Below are 20,865 nucleotides of genomic sequence, written 5' to 3' on the forward strand. Positions count from 1 at the left end.
CCGCAATCCGCCAGCACCGTCCCGCATTCCCCGGGAGAGCGCCGTGAAGCCAGCCACAGCAGGACCGGCCATCGTGCCGCGAAGAGGCGAGCGCATCGCTCGCGTGATCGGCGACCTCTCCGCCGGCACGATATCGACGCTCGTCATGCTCTGCTACGCGATGAGCCTCGGCATGATGATCTTCAGCGCCGACCTCGCGCGCTACGCGGAACTCGGCGTGCCGACCGCGCTGGTCAGTTGCGTCGTGACGGCGCTCGTCATCGCGCTCACCAGTTCGATGCGGATGAGCATCGGCGGCCCCGACAGCAACGCGACGGCGTTCCTCGTCGGCGTCGCGGCGGGTGTCGCGAGCAGCGTGCGCGCGAACGGCGGAACGCCCGCCGCCATCCTGCTGACCGTGCTGATTTCGATTGCGCTGTGCTCGCTCGTGACGGGCGTCATCCTGCTCGCGATCGGGTCGTCCAAGCGCAGCCGCTCGCTGCAGTTCCTGCCTTATCCGGTGCTCGGCGGCTTTCTCGCCGGCACGGGCTATCTGCTGCTCGCGGGCGCGTTCCGCGTGCTGACGGGCCACGCGCCGACCTGGCAGACGCTGCCGCTCGTCACACATCTGCACTGGCTCGCGTGGGCGCCTGCGCTCTTCGTCGGCACCCTGGCTACGGTTCTGCATCGCACGTGGAAGAACGTGGCCGCGCTGCCGCTGACGCTCGGCTTCGGCATCGTCGTGTTCTATGGGCTGCTGCGGGTCGCGGGCATCGGCATCGAGGAGGCGCGCGGCATGGGCCTGTTGCTGCCACATGTGCCGTTGCATGGGCTGCAGATTCCCGAGCTGCATCTGCCGGGTTCCTTCACTAAAGGCGATATCGACTGGCACGCGATCGTCGCGCATCTGCCGGAGACGCTCGTCGTTACCTCGGTATCAGCGATCACGATTCTGATGAACGCCACCGCCATCGGCAACGCGACCGGACAGGACGTCGACCTGAACCGCGAAATGCGCGTGGCGGGCCTCGCCAACATCGCGAGCGGGATGCTCGGCGGCATGGTCGGCTATCAGTCGTACAACCGCTCGATGCTCAACGCGCGCGCCGGCGCGACGAGCCGCGTCGCGGGCGTGTTCGCCGCGCTTGCGTGTCTCGTGGTGCTGGCTGTGTCGCCGGATCTGGTCGCGCTCTTTCCGGTGCCGGTGCTTGTCGGGCTGCAGGTTTTCATGGGGCTGCGCCTGCTGATGGACTGGCTCGTCGGCGCGTGGGGCAAGCTCGATCTCGGCGACTATCTTCTCGTGCCGCTGATCCTCGGCGTGATCGCGTTCTATGGCGTGGTCGCGGGCGTCGCGGCCGGCGTGCTCGCCGCGTGCGTGAAGTTCGCGTTGCTGTATGGCCGCGTGAGTTGCGTGCGCATGGAGTTCGATGGCAGCACGCGCACGTCGAACGTCGAGCGCACGCTCGAACAGGCGCAGTGGCTCAAGCAGCGCGGCCACCAGGTATGCGGATCGTGCCTGCAAGGGTTCCTGTTTTTCGGCACGGCCAATTCGATCGTGCATCGCCTGCGCGAGCGGCTTAAGCAGGACACGCCGATGCCGGTGCGCTACGTCGTGCTCGATTTTCAGGCGACGAACGGGATGGATGCGTCGGTGTCGGTCAGTTTCATGAAGCTGCATCAGGTGTGCAAGGCGCGCGGGGCGGTGCTCGTGCTGACCGCGCTGCCCGCCCGCTCGCGCGCGTTGCTTGCGCGCACGGGCGCGTTGAGTCCCGGCGATCTCGAATTCACCACGCTGGATGCGGGGCTCGAATGGATCGAGGAGCGGCAACTGGAGGGCGGCGCGAAGGCACGCGCCGACGGCGAAGCCGATTTTCATAAAACGCTCGCGCTGCACTTCACGCCCGATGCCCTGAGCCGTCTGATGGCGTGCCTGGAGATGTGCGAGGTCGATCGCGGCGAGCCGCTCTTTCTGCACGGCCAGCCGGGCGACGCGATGTTCATCGTCGAGCGTGGACACGTGACGGTGTCGCTGCCGTTCGCCGACGGGCGCTCGGTGCGGCTGCGGACATTCGGGCCGGGGACGATCGTCGGCGAGATGGCGGTCTACTCGCGCAGGCCGCGCAGCGCCAACGTCTTCGCCGACGAACCCGCGCGCCTCTGGAAGATGTCGCTCGACGCGTTGCAGCGCCTGGAACGCGACGATCCGGTCACGGCCCAGCAGTGGCACCGTTTCGTCGTGAAGATCATGGCGGCGCGGCTCGCGAGCGCGGACGATGCGTTGCGCGCGGCGTTGTAAGCCAGCTCACTTCGTATCGAACGTATGGACGCCGTCCCAGTCGTCGGGGAGCGGCGTGGCTTGCAGCAGTGCGATGCGCTCACGATACACCGCGAAAAGCCCGCAGCCGGGATGCCGCTCGATCAGCGCCGCGAGCTTCGCGGACGCCGCCGCCCACTGCCGCGCGCGATAGTGGGCGAGCGCCGCGTGCCATTGTTCGAGGTCGTCGTGCTCGGCGGGATCGGCGCTGTCCCACGCGGCGCGCGTCATGAGCGGCTCGAACACGGCTACGGGTGTCGCGCGCCCGAGCACTCGCACGCGATCGATCTCGCGATACACGATTTCCTGTGTACGCGCGCGTGTCGCTTCGCCGACGAGAATCTCCACGCGATAGTGTCGCGTCAGCCCTTCGAGCCGCGCCGCGAGATTCACGGCATCGCCCATGACGGTGTACGCCTTGCGTACCGACGATCCCATGTCGCCGACCGTCATCGGCCCTGTGTTCACGCCGATGCCCGCCCAGAGCGTCGGCCAGCCGCGAGCGGCGAACGCGCGGTTCAAATCGACGAGCACCGCGCGCATCCGCAGCGCCGCGGACACCGCGCGCCGCGCGTGATCGCGGTCTTCGACCGGCGCGCCCCAGAAGCCCATGATCGCGTCGCCGATGTATTTGTCGAGCGTGCCGCGCTCGTCGCGCATCACGGCGGTCATCGTGCCGAGATACTCGTTCATCAGCTCGGCGAGCGCCTCCGGTTCGAGCGTCTCGGCGATGGCGGTGAAGCCGAGCACATCGGAGAAGAGCACGGTCAGCTCGGCGCGGCGCCCGGCCATGCTGTAGCTCTCGGGGTGCCGGCTCATCTCCTCGACGAGTTCGGGCGGCACGTACTGGCCGAAAAGCCGCGTGATGTGCCGCCGCGTGCGCGACTCGACGAAAAACGCATACGACATGTTCAGCACGAACAGCGCGCCGATCGCGAGCAGCAGCGCGGCGACCGGCTGCGACCACGCGCCATAGCGCCAGAGCGCGAGATCGCCCGCGATCACGCCGCCCGTCAGCAGGATCGTGAGCAGCGTCGCGCGGGCGGGGACGCGCCACGGCCAGGCGAAGATCATCGCGAGGCCCGCGACGGCGAGCACGAGCGCCTGCAGCACGCCCGCCGATGCGGGCTCGGAGCGGATCGAGCCGTCGAGCATGCCGGCGATCAGGTTCGCATGGACCTCGACGCCCGGAAACACTTCGCCGACCGGCGTCGTGCGCTGGTCGACCAAGCCCGGCGCGGTGGTGCCAAGCAGCACTATCTTGCCGCGCAGCGCACCGGGCGCGATGCGGCCGGCCAATACATCCGCGACCGAGTAGTAGGGAAAGCTGCCCTGTCGGCCGCGATACGGCACGAGCGCGGCGCCGTTCGCATCGACGGGGATCGCGAGCGTGCCGCGCGGCGTGCGCAGCGTGAGCGCGGAGAGCGTGGATCTGGCGTCGGCGGGGGCATCGAAGGCGAGGGAGAGCGGCGCGGCGCCAAGGAGCACGCGCACGACCGCCAGCGACAGCGCCTCGTACACCTCGCCGCGAAATTCGGTGACGAGCGGCACGCGCCGCACCGAGCCGTCGAAGTCGATCACCGGGTTGAAGAAGCCGCCACGCCGCGCGGTTTTTTGCAGCGCCGGCAGGTTGCCGCCGTAGCTGCTCCAGTCGAAGAGCGTCATCGGATGCGGGTCGAAGGCGTGCGCGGGCAGCACCGGCGGTGGAATCGCGCCGCTCGCCTGCGCCTGGTTCGCGAAGTAGTAGCCGAGCACGACGGGCCGGCCTTCGAGCGCATCGGCGAAGCGGCGGTCGTAGTCGAGTTGCGCGGCGAGGCCCGGCAGCGTGCGCTGAAACTGCGGGTCGTCGCGAAGATCGCCGGTTGCGAGGCGATTGAGCGCCGCCAGTCCCGAACTCGCGTCCGGCTCGGCGAAGACGATGTCGAATGCGAGCAGCGCGATGCGCTCGCGCGTAAAAAGCGTATCGGCGAGCGTTGTCATGCGCGCGCGGTCCCACGGCCAGCGACCGAGCTCCGCGAGACTCTTTTCGTCGATATCGAGGATCGCGATGCGGCTGTCCACGTTGCGCGGCATCGTGAGCTGCACCTTGGTGTCGTAGATGAGCGCGTCGAGCGTATCGATGAAGCGCACGTCGTAGCGATTCAGCACGTGCCCGAGCAGCGCGAACACGATCGCGAGGCTGGCGGCATAGCGCAGTGCGTGCAGTTTCAAATGAGCCTCACGCCTTTAGTGCGACGTCCGCAACTGTTCATTCGCGACCGCGAGCCGCGCCGCCAGCATCCGCACGACGAACTCGTGAAAGCGCGACGCGAGCGCCGGGTCCTCGGCTTCAAGGCGCCGGAGCGTCGGCAGCGCGAGGCGCAGGACCACGGCCGGCGTCTCGGCGATCACGTCGGCGCTGCGCTTCGCGCCCGTATATACCGCCATCTCCCCGACGATCGTGCCCGCGCCGAAACTGCGCAGGCGCATCGTCTTGCCGTCGTCGAGCGCGAGCGCCACACACACGCGCCCCGATTCGACGAAATACACCGAATTGCCCGGATCGGCCTGACGGAACAGGAACTCGCCGGCCGCGAGCATCACCGTGTCGAGGTGCGGCCGCAACGCGCGCAGGCTCGCGGGCAAGCGCGACTCGCCGGGATCGAGCGAACGTTGCGCGGCGGCGCGGCTGCTTGCGAGCAGTTCGTCCTCGATCCATTCGAGGCCTCGATCGAGATCGTCGAATTCATGCACGCCCGCGACCAGCGTCCCGCCCTTGCGGAACCACGCCTGCAACGGCGTCGACAAGCCGGTCAGCACCAGCTCCGCGCCCGCGCGCAGACACGCCTGGCGCAGCCGCACGAAGCTCGCGGTGCTCGATGCATCGACGCCGTGCACGCGGCCGAAATCCACCAGCACGAAGCGCACCCCGCCATCCGCCGTCGCGCGCGAGCTTTCGATCCGCGCGCGCATGTGCGCGAGGATCGAGTGCGACGTGCCGAAGAACAGAAACCCCTGCAGCGCGATGCCGTAGAGCCGCGCGGCCTCGCGATCGAGCAGGCGGTTCTCGTCGACGGTGCGCTCCACGTTCGAGCGTCGAGCGCGCCCGTTGAACTCCGCGCGAATGCAGTTGATGCGGCCGTAGCGCACGACGAACAGCAGGCACGCGGCCACGACGCCCAGCACGACGCCCGCGACGATGCCGTGCGTCGCGATAATCAGCATCATCGCGGGGATCAGCAGGTAGTCGTGCCACGGCAGGCGCCGGAAGGAATAGAAAAGCCATTCGGCAAGCATCGCGCCGCCGAGATAAATTTGCAGCCCCACTATGACAGGCTTAGGGAAGAGCGCGATCAGGTCCGGCAGTGCGCCGATCACGAGGAAGCAGATCAGCGCACCGAGCACACCCGCGCGTCGCCCCCGGACGCCCACGCGCCAATTCATCAGCGTGCGGCTCGTCGACTGGCATCCCGCGATGCCGCCGAGCGCGCCCGTCAGCACGTTCGACAACCCGGCGCTGCGCAGTTCGCGATTGAAGTCGATGTCGTGCGACGTGCTGACGCCGATGCTCGTCGTGTTGAGCAGCACGGTCATCGCCGTGACGGCCGCGACCGCGACGATCTCCGCCGCGTGCGAGACGAGCGGCGCGAGCCAGGCGTCGCGCAGCAGCACGACCGGCAGGCGCAGATCGCGGATCGGCTCGGGTTGAAACAGGAGGCCCGCGTGACGCGCGCTGTCGAGCGATTGACCGGTCGCGAAAAGCCCCGCATAAAACACGACGACCCCGGCGAGAATCACGAGCGGCACGAGCGCCACGCGCCGCGTGAACTTCGCGCCGATCAGCAGCCCCGCGCCGACCAGGAGCGCGGGCGCGGTATCGAGCCACGACAGACGCGCGACGAGCGGTAGTGTGCGCATCGTAAGCGGCGCGCCGGTCATCACGCGAAACGCGCCTTCGAGGATCAGGAACCCCGTGCCCGCGAGAAAGCCGCCGACTACCGGAAACGGGATGTACTGGATCGCGTTGCCGCGCTTCCAGTGGGCGAGGGCGTAGAGCAGGGCGCCCGTCGTGAGCGAGGCCGTCGCGAGCAGGATCAGCACGGTCGCGAACGCCGCCCGATTGCTGCCGCCGCCCGCGCGCACGTTCATCGCGACGGCGGACGCGATGCCCGCGAGCAGTGCCGCCGCGTTTGAATCCGGCCCGCCGATCATGAACGGCACCGAGCTTGCGAGCGAGATCACCAGTCCCACCACCACGCAACTGACGAGCACCGCCGGCATGCCGGCCGCGAGCCACGGCGCGAGGCTCGCGCTGAAGATCATCGCGCCGTAGCCGATCGCGTAGGAGAGCGCGAGCACGGCGGCGAGCGTGCCGGCGACCGCGTCCAACGCCAGCGCCGACGCCTGCGCAGTCCGGCTGGCGCGGGTCGAGTCGTGGACGGCGGTCACGCGCGCTGTCCCCGGGCCGTCAACGGCACGCCGCCGATGGCACCACCGGCGTCACGCGCCCCGCGGGCAGCACACGAAACGGCGCGATGGGGCTGATCACGATCACGCCTTCCCCTGCGCGCACGACGCGTTTTTCGTGTTCGTTGGTGACGATGATCTCGCCCGCGAACACGACGATCTGATCGCCCTGACACACGGTGTCGTCGCCGCAATCGGTCACCGAGTACTCGGTGCCGCGGATGCCGATCGTCGAGGTCGGCGTCTTCAGCTTGTAGTTCTGCCCCTTGCCCTCGCTCGCGACGAGCCCGTCGAGCATGCGCAAGCCGCCTTTCACGAGCGACAGGAAGCTGCGGCTTTGTGAGGCATCGGCGGCGGCGTAGTTGAAGTCGTCGACGCGGAAGATCGTGCCCGGCTTCAGGTAGACGCGCTGATGATCGGTGAAGATCATCACGATTTCCGACCCCGCCGCGGTCTCGACGGTGTCGCCGTTCTCGACCGCGCCGCCGACCGCCGCAAGCCGCTTCGTCCCGCCCGCTGATTCGATCGCGACGCTCCCGACCAGCGCCGTGACGGTCGCGACCGGGCCAGCCGCGCCAGCGGGCGCGCTCGTAAAGAGGAGGAGCACTAGGCAGAGGCAGGAAGCAATCGCACGGAACGGGTTCACGATTTTCGCGGATCAGTTAGAACGACTTCGCCAGCGTGAGCCAGAAGCGGTTCGCGTGGCCGGTGCCAAGCGTCGAGGGCACGTAGCCGAGCGTGTGCGCGTACGACATCATCAGCAGGTAGTTGCCCGGCGCCACGAGCGAGGCGCCGATGCCCCCGCCCGAGAGCCGCAAGTGGTTCGTCCCCGGCACGAACGGATGCGCGGCGAGCTTGCCGTCGCCGGTATCGAGGAAGCCGAACAGCGTGAAAAGCCCCGGCACGAGCGACTGCCGGATCGATTGCCGCAGTTCCAGCGTGGCGACGTAGCCTTCGTCGAGCGCGCCGTCGCCGGTGGCGTAGGCGCGTACGGCGTACGGTCCGCCGAGCGACATTTGCTCCGACGAATCCAGGTTGCGCGAGGTGAACTGGCCGTTGAGCGCGACGAAGACCTGCGTCGCGTCGGTCAGCGCCTGCGTGTGCGTGAACGAGTACACGAACTTCGTGAACGCGCCGACGGTCTGCGCGGCCTCCTGCGCGGCCACTTGCTGTGGCTGCGGGTCGGAGAGGCGCAGGTTGCCTTGCTGGACGGTCGTGTCGAACGTGGTGATGCTGCTGGTGAGCGTCAGGTTGCCCGAGAAACCCAGGCGGCCGACGTCGCTGTTCTTGTCGTCGGCGGTGCCGAAGGCGCCGAGGTTGTCGGCGAGCAGCTTGTGATCGATACCGAGCGTCGCGTAGACGTTGGCGTTCACCGAGCGCAGCAGCGGATAGCTCAGGTAGGTCGAGACGACGTTCGCGCTGCCGTGCGCATCGAGCGCGCTGAAATCCCCGCCGACGACATACGTCGAGCGCGTGTAGGCGACGCTCCACGCGAGGCCGCTGCCGCCGAGCGGCAAGGTGTAGCCGATGTTTCCGTAGGTTTGCCCGGTGATCGACGTGAGGGCGCGCACGCCGAGCTGGTCGCCGAGTCCGAGCGGGTTGTTCCACAGCATCGTGCCGATGACGCGCGCCGAGCCCGTCGACGTCTCGCCGAAGTTGTCGACCTGCACGGTGCCCGAGAGCGGACTGGCCGCCGGCACCTGCAAGGTCAGGTCTGACGTGCCGGGCGCCGCGCCGGGCGAGACCGTCGCGCTGGCGCCGGTGGTGCCGCTCACGTCCTGCATCAGGAGCGTCGCGCGAGCGAGCTTGTTTTCGTCGATCACGTCGCCGAGGCGCTCGGGCGTGGCGAAGCGCTTGAGCACCGAATCGCGCGTGCGCGACTGGTTCGCGAGCTCGACCGTACCGTAGCGCCCCTCGCTGATCGCGATCCGCACGACGCCGTTGTCGATCTGCTGAGGCGGCACGTAGGCGCGCGCGACCAGATAGCCGTGCGCACGGTAGTACGCGGTGATGCGCGCGGCGGCGGCATTCAGGTCGTCGAGCGAGCGGGCGGGGCCGGTGTCTTCGGTCAGCAGCGCGAGCAGGTCGGGCGTCGCGATCGCCGTGTTGCCGCTCAGCTCGAACCGGCTGACGGCGAAGCGAATCCCGCCCGATGACGGCACCGGCGTGGCGGCGGGCGGCGGCGCCACCTGCAGCCGGAAGTCCGACGGCGGCGGCGCGGGCGCCGGCTGTTGCTGCTGCTCGCGGAGCGTGCTGCCGGCGTTCGGGACGATCTGCGGGACTTGCGCATGCGCGCCGTGGGCGCCGATCGCGAGCGCGATCGCCGTCCACCGCATGCGCACGGCATGGCGTTTTCCGGCGCTATCCGAGCGTTTTCGACGATGACGACGCATCACATCCGGCATACGTTGCCGGGCCACGCGTCGTCGGGCAGGCGGCTGCCGTCGCTCGCGGGGTCGCTCGTCGTCTGGACGACGGGCGTCACGGGCCGCGCCAGGCCGGTGGGGAGCGCGAGCGCCGTGCGACCGGAATCGTCTGCTGTTTCGGCGGCGACGGTTTGCACCGCGTTGATGACGGCGGGCGCGGTCAGCACGGGTGGCGCGCTCAGCACGGGCGGCTCCGTCGCGATCGGTGTTGCAGGCGCTTCGGGTGCCTCAGGCGAAATCGGTGGAACAGGCGGAACAGGTGGAACAGGCGGCACGGGTTGCGCCGTCCCCGCGACGCGCAGCGTGCCGCCCGACGTGACGACGCGATACCCCGCGGGCAAGGCGGACCCCGGCGTCACGGTGATCGTATAGATGCCGGGCGCCGCGTCCGGCCCCGTGCCGGCGCTCGACACGGTGAACGTGAACGGCTCGTGCGTCGTGGGGCTGTCGGTAAATGCGTTGCCGTAGGACGCGCCCGTATAGCGCAGGCTCAGCGACACGTCCTGCGGCCCGAGCACGCGCGTCATGCCGACGGTCTTCGCGATGTCCGGGCTCACGGTCAGCTCGGCCTGTTGCTGCACCGCGAAAACGAAGCGGTTGCCGCTCGCCGCAGCCGGCACGGCGCTCCCGCTCGACGGCGCCACGCCCCACAACGCGAGGTTGCCGCTTTGCAGGCCGCCGAAGGTGTCGGCGTCCGGGTTGCTGGAAAAGACGAGCCAGCGTCCATTCGGCGTCGAAATCGCGTTCGGGCCGATGAGGTTGACGAAGCCCGCGTCGGCCACGAGCGTCACCGCGGTGCCTGTCGCCGTGCTGACGATCGGCGGGTCTAGCGTAATCGTCGGCGCGTGCAAGGTGACCGGGCCGGAAGCCGTGATGCCCGAAACGGTCCCGACCGCACCCACCGTGAGCGGCACGCTGTCTACGAGCGTGACCGACCCGGCGTTCGCTGCGACGATGCCGATGCGGTTCGATGCATTGTCGAGGCGATACTGGCCCCGGCTGCCGTCGAGAGCGACGCCTGCCGCCGTGATCGGCGCGGTCTGCGTCACCGTCGCGCTGGTGCCGAATAGCACGACGCCGCCAGGCGCGCTGACCGGCGCGTTCACGCGGATGCCGTCGCCCGCGACGAGCACGAGCGCGTTCGACGTGTTCCACGTCACGGCATCGTTGATGGCGATCGTGCCGGGGTTCATTGCGGATGGATCGGCCGATCCGATCGCGACGTTCGTCGTGCCAAGCGCGCGCGAAAGCGCGGCGCCGGTGACGTCCGCGCGGCCTTGTCCGTTGCCGACGTTGACGTCGCGCGCGGCGATCAGCCAGACACCGGTCGTGCCCTGCGGCGCCGCTGTCGAGAGAACCGCGTCGGGTGCGATCTTCACGCGCGAGCCCGACGTTTCGATGATGCCGCCGTCGCCCCCGTTCGGCGCCGACGCATCGAGCACGCCGCCGACGAGCGCCGTGCCGCAATCCGCGACGAGCCGGATCACGCCGTTCTGGCTGACCGCGCTGTGCGCGACGATCACGCCGCTGTTGTTGACGACGCCCGCGAGCACCGCGTCCCGCCCGCTCGCGGCGAGCAGCGCTTGCCCGCCGTCCGATTCGATAAGGCCGCGATTGGACGCGAGCGCATCGAGCACGCCCTGCTCGACGACGAGCCCGACCATCTGATGATCGCCGAGCGTCACCGTGACGCGGCTTCCGGCTGCGATTGCCGCGTAGCCGCCCGGCGTTTTGATCGAGCCGTCGTTCACGGCGCGCCGTCCGATCAGCGCGACGTATCCGCCCTGCGCGGCGGCGATCGAGCCCTGGTTGACGACGGCGCCGCCGTCGCCGTCCTTGTGGAACGCGTAGCGGCCGTGCAGGAAATCGCGGTTCGAGATCTGAAGCGTAGACGCGATCAACCCGCCGACATTGACCGTCGATCCCGCGCCGAACAGCACGCCGCGCGGATTGACGATGAACACCTGCCCGTTGGCGTCGAGCCGGCCTAGCAGCACGGACGGATTCTGTCCGACGACGCGATTCAATGCGATCGCCTGCGCGCCCGGCTGACTGAACGTAATCGATTCGTTGGGACGCGTGCCGAACGAATTCCAGTCGATCACGAGCCGGCTGGAGTTCTGCTGCACTGCCGTATTCGACCCGCTCGCCGAAATCGAACCCGAACCGGCGACGACTTGCCCCCCGCCCGGCGCGGCGATCGCGCACGTGCTGGAAGCGCAAAGAGCGGTGATCAAGGCCAGGCGTACCCGGCCGATGCCGCGCGGCTCGCGGCATGCAGCGACTGTGCCCGTCATGGTTCGGATCCCGTGACAGTTCGTTCTATTGTTGCGGGGTTGCTTGATGCGTCATGCGCGGCGAACGCGGAGGCGGTGACGACGCAGCGAATCCATTGATCAGTGTAGTGAACCAGCGGCCGCTTTTAAATGCGTTTTCTGTAAATGCGTGCGGTGCGATTCGTCTGCGGATTGCGCGTACTTCAGCTTTGATAGCGAGAATCGTCGGGTTTGAAGCGGCATCCCAGCCGATAGCGCGACCCGGGATGCACGAAACGCGCGAACGTCACCGCGACGCTGCCCGTCCACGTGCGGCGCACGAGCGTGAGGCAAGGTTCGTGCGCCGCGATTTCGAGCAGATCGGCTTCGGAGCGCGTCGGCAGGCACGCATCGACGACGTGCTCGATTTCGTGCGCGGGCACCGTCGCCGAGAGATATTCGGAAGGCCGCACCGACGTGAAATCCTGATCGAGAAACGCGGGCGCGACGGCCGGGTTCACGTAGCGGTCTTCGAGTCGCACGGGCACGCCGTTCTCGCGATGCACACAGATCAGATGAAACACCGACGAACTCGGCGGCAGGCTCAAAGCATTCGATACCGCGGGCGGCGCGCTCTCGCGTTGCACGAGCAGCGTTTCGTAGGTGTATTCGTGGCCGCGCGCGCGAATCTCGTCGCCGATGTGCGCGATCATCAAGAGCGTCGACTGCGGCTTCGCTTCGGCGACGAACGTGCCGACGCCCGACAGGCGCGTGATCCAGCCTTCGCCGGTGAGTTCGCGCAGCGCGCGGTTGATCGTCATGCGCGAGACGCCGAGCGATTCGACGAGGTTCAGCTCCGACGGAATGCGATCGCCCGGCTGCCATGTGCCCGCTTCGATCTTGCCGCGGATGTAGGTCTTGACCTGCGCATAGCGCGCGAGCGGGGCTTCGGGTTCGGTAAGAGAGGCTTCCGGAGGTGGTGCGTGCATCGTTCCCGACATGGCGCCTTCTCCTCAGTCAAGCGTTGCACGCACGATGCGCGTCGTCTTGCTCACAGCGGCGTCCCTTCGCTGCCGCGCGTCCAGAACGCGTTGCGGTCGAAGTAGTTCTGCAGGAACTGGCGCAGGCGCGGATGCTCCGCGTCGTGGAAGACTTCGCGCGGACGGCCCTGCACGGCGATGCGTCCCTGATCGATAAACATGACCTTGTCGGCGACTTGCGCGGCGAAGCCCATCTCGTGCGTGACGACGGCCATCGTCATGCCGTCGCGCGCAAGCTGCTTCATCACCTGCAGCACCTCGCCGACGAGTTCGGGATCGAGCGCGGACGTCGGCTCGTCGAAGAGCATGATGTGCGGCTCCATCGCGAGCGCGCGCGCAATCGCGACGCGCTGTTGCTGTCCGCCAGAGAGCTTCGCGGGATACGCGTCGCCCTTGTGCGCGAGGCCGACGGTGTCGAGCATTGCGTTGGCGCGCTGCTTCGCCTGCGCGCGCGGCAAGCGGCGCACGCGCAGTAGCGCCTCCATTACGTTTTCGAGCGCGGTCATGTGTGGCCATAGATTGAACTGCTGGAACACCATCCCGATGTTGCGCCGCACGCGATTGATTTGGCCCTGCGACGCGCGTACGCGCCGGCCGTTGCGCTCGCCATAGCCAAGCAGTTCCCCTTCGATGCGCACCTCGCCTTCGTCGTAGGTTTCGAGCGCCGCGAGACAGCGCAGCAGCGTGCTCTTGCCCGACCCCGACGGACCGATGATGCACACGACTTCCGATCGCCCGATGTCGAGATCGACGCCGCGTAGCACTTCCACTTCACCGAAGCGCTTGCCGAGGTTGCGCACTTCGATCAGCGGCGCGGGCGGCGGCACTTCGAGCACGGCGGGCTCGGAGGCGGGGGCGGGGAGATCGATCATGACGGTCATCGGTTTACCTGGTATCCATCCATGAATCACGCCATGAAGCGCGTGAGCCGAGCTTCGGCCCAGAGTCCCGCGCGCGACGCGAGTTCGACGAGCAGCAGATAGCAGACGCACAGCGCGAGCAGCGTCTCCACGAAGGCGAACGTCGCCGAGCCGATGCCCGTCATCACGAACGTGAGCTCGGGAACGGTCACGATGGAGAGCACCGCCGTCTCCTTGCTGAGCACGATGATCAGGTTGACGAGCGCGGGCACGATCAGCACGAACATCTGCGGAATCTGGATGCGCACGACAGCCTGCCAGCGCGACATGCCAAGACATGACGCCGCTTCCAGATGCCCCGGCGGCACCGATCGAAAGCCCGAACGGAACGCTTCGGCGAAATACGCGCTGCCATAGAGGCCGAGGCCGAGCACGCCCGCTGTCATTGGTTCGAGCGTGATGCCGAACGACGGTCCGCCGTAGTACAGCAAAAAGAGCTGCACGAGAAACGGCGTGCCGCGAAAGAGTTCGATGTATGCGCGCAGAATGCCGCGCACCCATCGGCCGCATACGAGTTGCAGGAGCGCAATGACGAAACCGATCGCGAGCCCCAGCACGACGCCCGCGATCCAGGTGCCAAGCGTCGTCGCGAGTCCGGCGCCGATCGCGGGCAGATTGTGCGTGATGACGGACGGATCGAATTGCTGCATGACGTGGCCTCAGGCGTGCTGCAACCGGACTTCGGCGGCATGCGCGACGAGCGAGAGCGCGCCGCAGATCACGAAGTAGATGATGCCCGCGGCGACATACGCTTCGAGCGGCCGATAAGTGCTCGCGGCGATGTTCTGCGCGGTGCGCGTGATCTCCGCGATGCCGACCACCGAGATCAGCGACGACGCCTTGATGAGCAGCACCATCTCGTTGACGAGCGACGGCAGCGTCAGCTTGAACGCCTGCGGGACGAGGACGCGGCGCAGGGTATCCAAGGGCGCGAGGCCGAGCATGCGCGCCGCTTCGATCTGCCCCGGCGCGATGCTGAGGAACCCGCCGCGCAAGATCTCAGCGATGTACGACGCGGAGCAAAGCGAAACCGCGCTGATCGCCGCGACGAGCGGCGGCACGTTGATGCCTGCGAACGGCAGCAGGTAATAGACGAGCAGCAATTGCACGAGCATCGGCACGCCGCGAAAGAAGAACACGTACGCGCCACCGGCCATGCGCCACGCGCGATGCGGCGAGAGCCGCGCCGAGCACACGCCGATCGCCACGAAGAAGCCGATCACGAGCCCGGCGAGCGAGATGCCGATGGTCGCGACCGCCGCCTGCAACAGCAGCGGAATGCCTTGTAGGAAGACGGTCATGCTGAACATAGCGGGTCCGTGTTCAGTGCTTTTTTGGCCTGACGCCGGATCAGTAGTTCGGCGTGGGCAGCGTCGCGGGGACTTCCATCGCTACGCCGAACCATTTCTTTTGCAGCGTTGCAAGGCGGCCGTCTTTGCTGAGTTTGAGTAGTGCGTTGTTGAAGGCATCAGCGAGCGGCTTGCTGTCCGCGTCCTTGCGCAGGCAGTACGCGAAATACACTTTCGCACCGAACGGCGGCTGCACCACGGCGAACGTCTCGGGCCGCTGCTTCGCGACATACGCGATGTTGGTCATCGAATTGGCAACCGCGACGATACGGCCCGCCGCAAGGTCCGCGTAGGCCTGGTTGTTGTCGACGTATTCGCGGATTTCCGGCGGCTTCGGCAGGGTGGCCGCGTAGGTCTTGAGCTGGTCGAGCTGCGCGGAGCCCTTGCCGCCGCCGACCGTCTTGCCCGCTACATCGGACGATTGCTTGAGGCTCGAATCGTTGGCGCGCTTGAGGAAGGCGTCGGTGGCGTCGGCGACGGGGAGCGTGTACGTGTAGCGCTCCATGCGCGCCTTCGTGACCGTGATCGGGCCGCCGACCATGTCGAACTTGCCGGCTTCGAGGCCGGGGAGCACGCTCGGCCACGGCAGGTCGATGAAGCGCACCTTCACGCCCATCTCCTTGCCGATTTCGGCGAAGAGGTCCTTGTTGAAGCCCGCTTGCTGACCGTTCTCGAGGAAGTCGAACGGGGCGAACTGCATCTCCGTGCCGACGACTAGCTCGCCCGCTTTCTTGACCTTCGCGAGTTGATCTTCGGCGTGGGCGCACACGCTCGCGGCGCACAGTGCCAGCATCAGCACACGACTTTTCCAGCCTGCAAGGACTTTCATGAGTGAGTCTCCGGAGGTGCGAAGCGGGTTTTTTTCGTCGAATAGCGTGAGGTTGCGAGGCAGTATATACCGCGAAATTTCAGCGGCCAAAAAGAAAAAACGGGTGGGAAACCCTTAGAAGAAGCGCCGTCTTTTTGCGCTGCACCGCAACTTGCACCTCACGAATTGGCGGTATATACAACCGGTGACGCGCCCTGTATCTCTGTCATTCACGAGGACCCCGCCGATGCCGTCCCCCACAGCTATCCCTCTCATCGACTTCGCAGGCGTCCGTACAGGCGACCCAGCCGCACTCGAACGCGTGGGCCGGGAGATTCGCGACGCCTGCACCACCATCGGCTTCTTCTACATCGTGAATCACGGCGTCCCGCAACCCGTGATCGACGCAGCCGAATCAGCCGCCCGCAAATTCTTCGCATTCCCCGTCGATACCAAACGCCGCGCAGCGGTCAATCACCGGCATCGCGGCTTCAACTCGCTCGGCGACGCGACGATGTATCAGGCGAAGCGCCCCGACTACAAGGAGTTCTTCAGCATCGGCCTCGAACTGCCGGAGGACGATCCCGATGTGCAAGCGGGCCAGGCGTTGCGCGGCCCGAACAACTGGCCGGACTTCATGCCCGAACTGCAGCCCGCGCTCTACGGCTACTACGAAGCCATCGGCGAATGCGGCAGTCATCTGCTGCGCGCGGTCGCGAAGAGTCTCGGCATCGACGAAAATTTTTTCGCTTCGCGCTACACGAAGCGCATGCAGCGCACGCAGATGGTCTATTACCCGCCGCAGCCGCCGCAGTCCGATACCGATCAGTTCGGCGTCGCCCCGCACACCGACTACGGTTGCATCACGCTGCTGTGGCAGGATCAGGTCGGCGGGCTGCAAGTGCGCGAGATCGCGAACGACACATGGATCGACGCGCCGCCGATTCCCGGCAGCTTCGTCGTGAACGTCGGCGATTTGCTCGCGCGCTGGACTAACGATCGCTTTCGCTCGACGCTGCATCGCGTGATTAATTCGTCGGGCCGCGAGCGCTATTCGATCGCGACGTTCTACGATCCGACCTACGGCGCAACCGTCGATCCGGCCGATCTCGGCACGCCGGCCGCCGATGTGCATCACGCGCCGGTAGCGGCGGGCGACTACATCCTCGGGCGCATCAACGATTCGATGGGTTATAGGAAGAAACGCGCGGCCGAGCAGCAGGGATCGGCGGCATGAGCGCGCCTTTGCAAGCGACGATTGCAGCGCTGCGCGAAGCATTGGGCGACGATCGCGTGCGCGTCGGCGACGAGATCGGCGAGCGCTCGATGACCGACTGGACGCATCACGCGCCGGCGCGCGCGGCCGCGCTTCTCGTGCCGCGCTCGACGCCGGAAGTCTCGCGCGCGCTCGCGATCTGCTACGAGGCGCGCCAGCCCGTCGTTCCGCAAGGCGGCATGACGGGGCTCGCGGGCGGCGCGATTGCAAGCGCGACGGACATCGCGCTCTCGCTGGAAAAGCTCGCGGGCATCGAGGAAATCGACACGGCGTCGGCCACGATGACCGTGTTCGCCGGCACCACGCTGCAGGCCGCGCAGGAAGCAGCCGAAGCGGCGGGCTTCGAACTCGCGCTCGATCTCGGCGCGCGCGGGTCGTGCCAGATCGGCGGCAATCTCGCGACGAATGCGGGCGGCAATCGCGTGATCCAGTCGGGCACGGCGCGCGAGCAGGTGCTCGGAATCGAAGCGGTACTCGCGAACGGCGCCGTGCTCAGTTCCATGAACAAGATGATCAAGAACAATACGGGCTACGACCTGAAGCAGCTTTTCGTGGGCTCCGAAGGGACGCTTGGCGTCATCACGCGCGCCGTGTTGCGCTTGCATCCGCCGCGCGCGTCGCGGCATACGGCGCTCGTCGCGGTCGATGGATACGATGCCGCGGTCGCATTGTTGCGCTCGCTCTCGGCGCGCTTCGGCAATGACATCGGCGCGTTCGAAATCATGTGGCCGGACTTCTTCGACTTCGGCGTGTCGCTCACGCCATCGGCGCGCTCGCCGTTCGAAGCGGCGTATCCGCTTTACGCGCTGATCGAGCACGCGGGTTTCGATGCAAGCGACACCGGCGAGCGCTTCGCTACTTTCCTCGCCGATGCATTCGATGCGAACGCCGTGCGCGATGCGATCGTCGCGCAGTCGGTGAGCGATGCGCGCGCGCTCTGGCGCATCCGCGAATGCACGGCGGAGTTTCCGGCGCGGCTCGATCCAATCAACTTCGACGTGAGCCTGCCGATCGGATCGATCGGACGCTTCGTCGGCGAATGCCGCGCTGCGCTCGATGCACGCTGGCCGTCGAACCGCTCGTACTACTTCGGCCATATCGGCGATTCGAATCTGCACGTCACCGTCGATGGACACTCGGTGCCCGGCGTCTCGCATCACGACGTTTATGCGTTCGTGTACGACCTCATCGTGCCGTATCACGGATCGGTGTCGGCGGAGCATGGCATCGGCTTGCTCAAGCGCGAGTTCCTGCCCCTCTCGCGCTCGCCCGAAGAAATCGCCGCGATGACCGCGATCAAGCGCGCGCTCGATCCGAACGGCATCCTCAATCCGGGCAAGCTGATCTGAGCATGCAGCGCTATCGCGGCGTGCGCGAAGTGACCTGTTCAATCGACGCCGCATCCCAGCCACCGCCCAACGCTTTGACGAGCGCCACCGAAAGATTCCACTGCTGCCCGCGAATCTGTACGTCCTGGCGTTCGCTTTGCAGCAGCGATTGCTGTGCGGTAATGACGTCGAGATACGCGACGAGTCCGCCCGAGTAGCGATCGTTCGCGAGCGACAGCAGGCGCTGCGAATCGGTTACGGCCGCGTGCGATTCCTTCGCGGCGTCGTCGAGCACCGACAGTCCGACGATCCCGTCCTGCACCTGCTGAAACGCGTTGAGCACCGTCTGACGATAATTCGCCTCGGCAGCCTTATAGCCCTCGTTCGCGAAGTCGACGTTGGCCGCGCGCCGGCCGCCATCGAATACGACTTGCCCCACCGTCGTGCCGAGCATCCAGAGCAGGCTCGGCGCGCTCAGGAGATTCGCGAACTGCGTGCTCTCCCAGCCGACGTTGCCGTTGAGCGTGACGCTCGGAAAAAACGCAGCCTTCGCGACGCCGATCTGCGCGTTCGCGGCAGCCATCGCGCGCTCGGCCGATGCGATGTCGGGACGCCGTTGCAACACGTCGCTCGGGACGCCTAGCGGGATCACGGGAACTGTGCTCGTGATCAGCTTCGGCTCGATCGAAAACTGCGGCGCGGGCACACCGGTGAGCGCCGCGATCGCGTGCTCGAATTGCGCGCGCTGTGTGTGCAGCAAGCGCGCCTGCACGCGTGTGGAGTCGAGCAGCGACTGCTGTTGCAGCACGTCGAGCCCCGATACTGCGCCCAGATCGTGCTGCGCGGTCACGTAGTCGAGCGCCTTTTGCTGTAGCACCACCGATCGATCGAGCACGTCGATTTCGGCATCGAGCTCGCGCATCGAAAAGTAATCGGTGGCGAGGTCCGTCGTAAGGATGAGCCGCGCGTTGGCTAGATCGTCGGCCGATTGATCCGCCGATGCCGCCGCACCTTCGACCTGTCGACGGATACGACCGAAGAGGTCCGTGTCGTAGTCGATGGTGGGTCCAAGCTGAAGGTCGTTCTGCACCGTCGAGTGGTTTGCCTGCGCATAGCTGGTGAGCGGCCGGTTGCTGGAAATCCGCGAACGCGACGCCTGCGCGTTAAGGTCGATCTCCGGCACGCGCTGGGCCGCCGTGTTCGCGAGCGTGGCCTTCGCCTGCGCATAATGCGCGCTCGCGGCGGCAAGGGTTTCGTTCTGCGCGAGCGCCTGAGTCATCAACGTGTCGAGCAACGGATCGTCGAAGCCGAGCCACCAGTCGGGCGCAAGCGGCGCATGCGACGGCTCGGCGAGCCGCCAGTACGAATCGGTCTTCCAGGCGGGCGGGGCGTCGGCGTGCGGACGGGCGTAATCGGGGCCGACCGTGCAGGCCGATAACAGCGCAGCACAGAACGCGGCAAAAAGCGGTGCACGCGCGTGCTTCATGATGCCGGCTTCCGGTTCGGCGCCGCAGCCGCGACGACGACTTGATCGCCATCCGCGATCGAATCGCTCGGATTGACGATGACCTTGTCCGTCGCGTCGATGCCGCTTTCGATTTCGAGCGACTGCCCGAGGTCCTGCGCGATCACGATCTTGTGCAGATGGACCACACCGTTCGCATCGACGGCGGCCACGCGCGGACCTTCCGCGCGAAAGAGCAGCGTGTTGCCGGGCACGAGCAGCCGCGCATGCGTCGCCGACGGCAGCGCCACCTGTACATAGGCGCCGGGCCTCAGCTTGCCGTCGGGATTGGGCAGCGTCACTTCGACTTGCAGCGAGCGCGTGGGCACGTCGATCGCGCCCGAGATGTGCGTGATCGTGCCGCGAAACTGCTCGCCGGGCAATTCCGCCTGGGTCACAACGACCTGTTGCCCGCTCGTCACGTTCTGCGCATACGCCTGCGGAAGCTGCACGTATACGCGCAACGGGTCCGATTGCGCCAGCGCGAAGAGCGCGCGGCTCGCGCCGCTGCCCGCATCGATCAGATCGCCGACATCGACGTTACGCTGTGTCACCACGCCCGCGAACGGCGCGACGATCCGCTTGAACGATTCGAGTTGCTTCAGACGCCGCACGTTGGCGTCGGCCGCTGCGAGATTCGCGACGTCCTGGTTATACGTGCTCTGGCGTTCATCGAGTTCCTGCTGCGAGACCGCATCGCGTCCGCGCAATTGCTGCCAGCGTGCGAGCGAACTCTTGGCGAGGCCGAGACTCGAGTTCGTCTGCTCGCGCTGGGCCACGGCTTGCGCGAGTTCCTGGTCGATCTCGGGCGTGTCGAGGTCGGCGAGCAACTGACCCTGCTTCACGCGCGCGCCGATATCGACGTACCAGTGCAGCAGATAACCGGTCGCGCGCGCGAAGATCGGCGACTCGACGAAGCCGCGCAGCGTGCCGGGCAAAAGCGTCTCGCCGCCGCGATCAGGCTGCTTCGGCGTGACGATATTCACGTACTGGCGCGTGTTCTGCCGCGTAGTCGCGTCGATCGAACGGCTGTGCATGATGTCGACGACCACGGCTCGCACGGCGCCCAGTGCGAGCAGAAAGAGCACGATCCATAGCGCAATCTTTGCGCGCTTCCACTCGACGTTGCGCGGCGGCAGCGCGGGACCTTCGTTAGGATCTCGCGCCGGTATCGCGAGCAATGCATGGGTTTTCTCGGTCATTTCAGTCGTTCAATCGAA

15 protein-coding genes are annotated in these 20,865 nt (G+C 67.0%); 3 read left to right on the forward strand and 12 right to left on the reverse strand.

Features of this window, described 5'->3' with window-relative positions; genetic code table 11:
* Nucleotides 1–43: 43 nt before the first annotated feature.
* A complete protein-coding gene (locus tag AWB67_RS18085) occupies nt 44–2,275 on the forward strand; it encodes a SulP family inorganic anion transporter (protein ID WP_268808037.1) in 2,232 nt (743 codons plus the stop codon).
* A gap of 6 nt (nt 2,276–2,281) precedes the next feature.
* Here the strand turns inward: AWB67_RS18085 and AWB67_RS18090 are convergent, their stop codons facing one another.
* The 10 genes from AWB67_RS18090 to AWB67_RS18135 form a co-directional block, all read right to left on the reverse strand.
* Nucleotides 2,282–4,504 carry a CHASE2 domain-containing protein gene (locus tag AWB67_RS18090; protein ID WP_087657634.1) on the reverse strand — a complete coding sequence of 741 codons (2,223 nt, stop codon included), beginning with the start codon at nt 4,502–4,504 and terminating at the stop codon, nt 2,282–2,284.
* Between the two features lie 15 nt (nt 4,505–4,519).
* Nucleotides 4,520–6,721 carry a SulP family inorganic anion transporter gene (locus AWB67_RS18095; RefSeq protein ID WP_087657635.1) on the reverse strand — a complete coding sequence of 734 codons (2,202 nt, stop codon included), beginning with the start codon at nt 6,719–6,721 and terminating at the stop codon, nt 4,520–4,522.
* A 19-nt stretch (nt 6,722–6,740) separates the two neighbouring features.
* Nucleotides 6,741–7,385 (reverse strand): FecR family protein, encoded by a 645-nt coding sequence (locus AWB67_RS18100; RefSeq protein WP_235025209.1) that lies wholly within the window; start codon nt 7,383–7,385, stop codon nt 6,741–6,743.
* Nucleotides 7,386–7,401: 16 nt separating this feature from the next.
* Nucleotides 7,402–9,075 (reverse strand): ShlB/FhaC/HecB family hemolysin secretion/activation protein, encoded by a 1,674-nt coding sequence (locus tag AWB67_RS18105; RefSeq protein ID WP_087657680.1) that lies wholly within the window; start codon nt 9,073–9,075, stop codon nt 7,402–7,404.
* 56 nt (nt 9,076–9,131) lie between these two features.
* Nucleotides 9,132–11,462 (reverse strand): filamentous hemagglutinin N-terminal domain-containing protein, encoded by a 2,331-nt coding sequence (locus tag AWB67_RS18110; protein ID WP_087657636.1) that lies wholly within the window; start codon nt 11,460–11,462, stop codon nt 9,132–9,134.
* 182 nt (nt 11,463–11,644) lie between these two features.
* Nucleotides 11,645–12,421, reverse strand: a complete 777-nt coding sequence (gene hutC, locus AWB67_RS18115) for a histidine utilization transcriptional repressor HutC (RefSeq protein ID WP_087657637.1) — start codon at nt 12,419–12,421, stop codon at nt 11,645–11,647.
* A gap of 50 nt (nt 12,422–12,471) precedes the next feature.
* Complete coding sequence (locus tag AWB67_RS18120) at nt 12,472–13,332, reverse strand: amino acid ABC transporter ATP-binding protein (RefSeq protein ID WP_374729832.1); 861 nt, start codon at nt 13,330–13,332, stop codon at nt 12,472–12,474.
* A gap of 35 nt (nt 13,333–13,367) precedes the next feature.
* Nucleotides 13,368–14,030 carry an amino acid ABC transporter permease gene (locus tag AWB67_RS18125; protein ID WP_087657639.1) on the reverse strand — a complete coding sequence of 221 codons (663 nt, stop codon included), beginning with the start codon at nt 14,028–14,030 and terminating at the stop codon, nt 13,368–13,370.
* Between the two features lie 9 nt (nt 14,031–14,039).
* On the reverse strand, nt 14,040–14,690 hold the full coding sequence (locus AWB67_RS18130; RefSeq protein WP_087657640.1) for an amino acid ABC transporter permease: 651 nt from the start codon (nt 14,688–14,690) through the stop codon (nt 14,040–14,042).
* Nucleotides 14,691–14,730: 40 nt separating this feature from the next.
* Nucleotides 14,731–15,558 (reverse strand): transporter substrate-binding domain-containing protein, encoded by an 828-nt coding sequence (locus tag AWB67_RS18135; protein WP_087657641.1) that lies wholly within the window; start codon nt 15,556–15,558, stop codon nt 14,731–14,733.
* A gap of 226 nt (nt 15,559–15,784) precedes the next feature.
* Here AWB67_RS18135 and AWB67_RS18140 point away from each other — a divergent pair, with 226 nt between their 5' ends.
* Nucleotides 15,785–16,774 carry an isopenicillin N synthase family dioxygenase gene (locus tag AWB67_RS18140; protein ID WP_087657642.1) on the forward strand — a complete coding sequence of 330 codons (990 nt, stop codon included), beginning with the start codon at nt 15,785–15,787 and terminating at the stop codon, nt 16,772–16,774.
* Complete coding sequence (locus AWB67_RS18145) at nt 16,771–18,162, forward strand: FAD-binding oxidoreductase (RefSeq protein ID WP_087657643.1); 1,392 nt, start codon at nt 16,771–16,773, stop codon at nt 18,160–18,162. The genes AWB67_RS18140 and AWB67_RS18145 overlap by 4 nt, the downstream gene beginning before the upstream one ends.
* A 10-nt stretch (nt 18,163–18,172) precedes the next feature.
* Here the strand turns inward: AWB67_RS18145 and AWB67_RS18150 are convergent, their stop codons facing one another.
* Nucleotides 18,173–19,627: an efflux transporter outer membrane subunit gene (locus AWB67_RS18150; RefSeq protein ID WP_087657644.1), complete on the reverse strand. Its 1,455-nt coding sequence runs from the start codon at nt 19,625–19,627 to the stop codon at nt 18,173–18,175.
* The gene (locus AWB67_RS18155) at nt 19,624–20,847 is read right to left on the reverse strand and encodes an efflux RND transporter periplasmic adaptor subunit (protein ID WP_087657645.1); all 1,224 of its coding nucleotides are present in this window, start codon (nt 20,845–20,847) and stop codon (nt 19,624–19,626) included. The genes AWB67_RS18150 and AWB67_RS18155 overlap by 4 nt, the downstream gene beginning before the upstream one ends.
* Nucleotides 20,848–20,865: the final 18 nt, after the last annotated feature.

The sequence above is a fragment of the Caballeronia terrestris genome (assembly GCF_001544515.1).
GTDB classification, from domain to species: domain Bacteria; phylum Pseudomonadota; class Gammaproteobacteria; order Burkholderiales; family Burkholderiaceae; genus Caballeronia; species Caballeronia terrestris.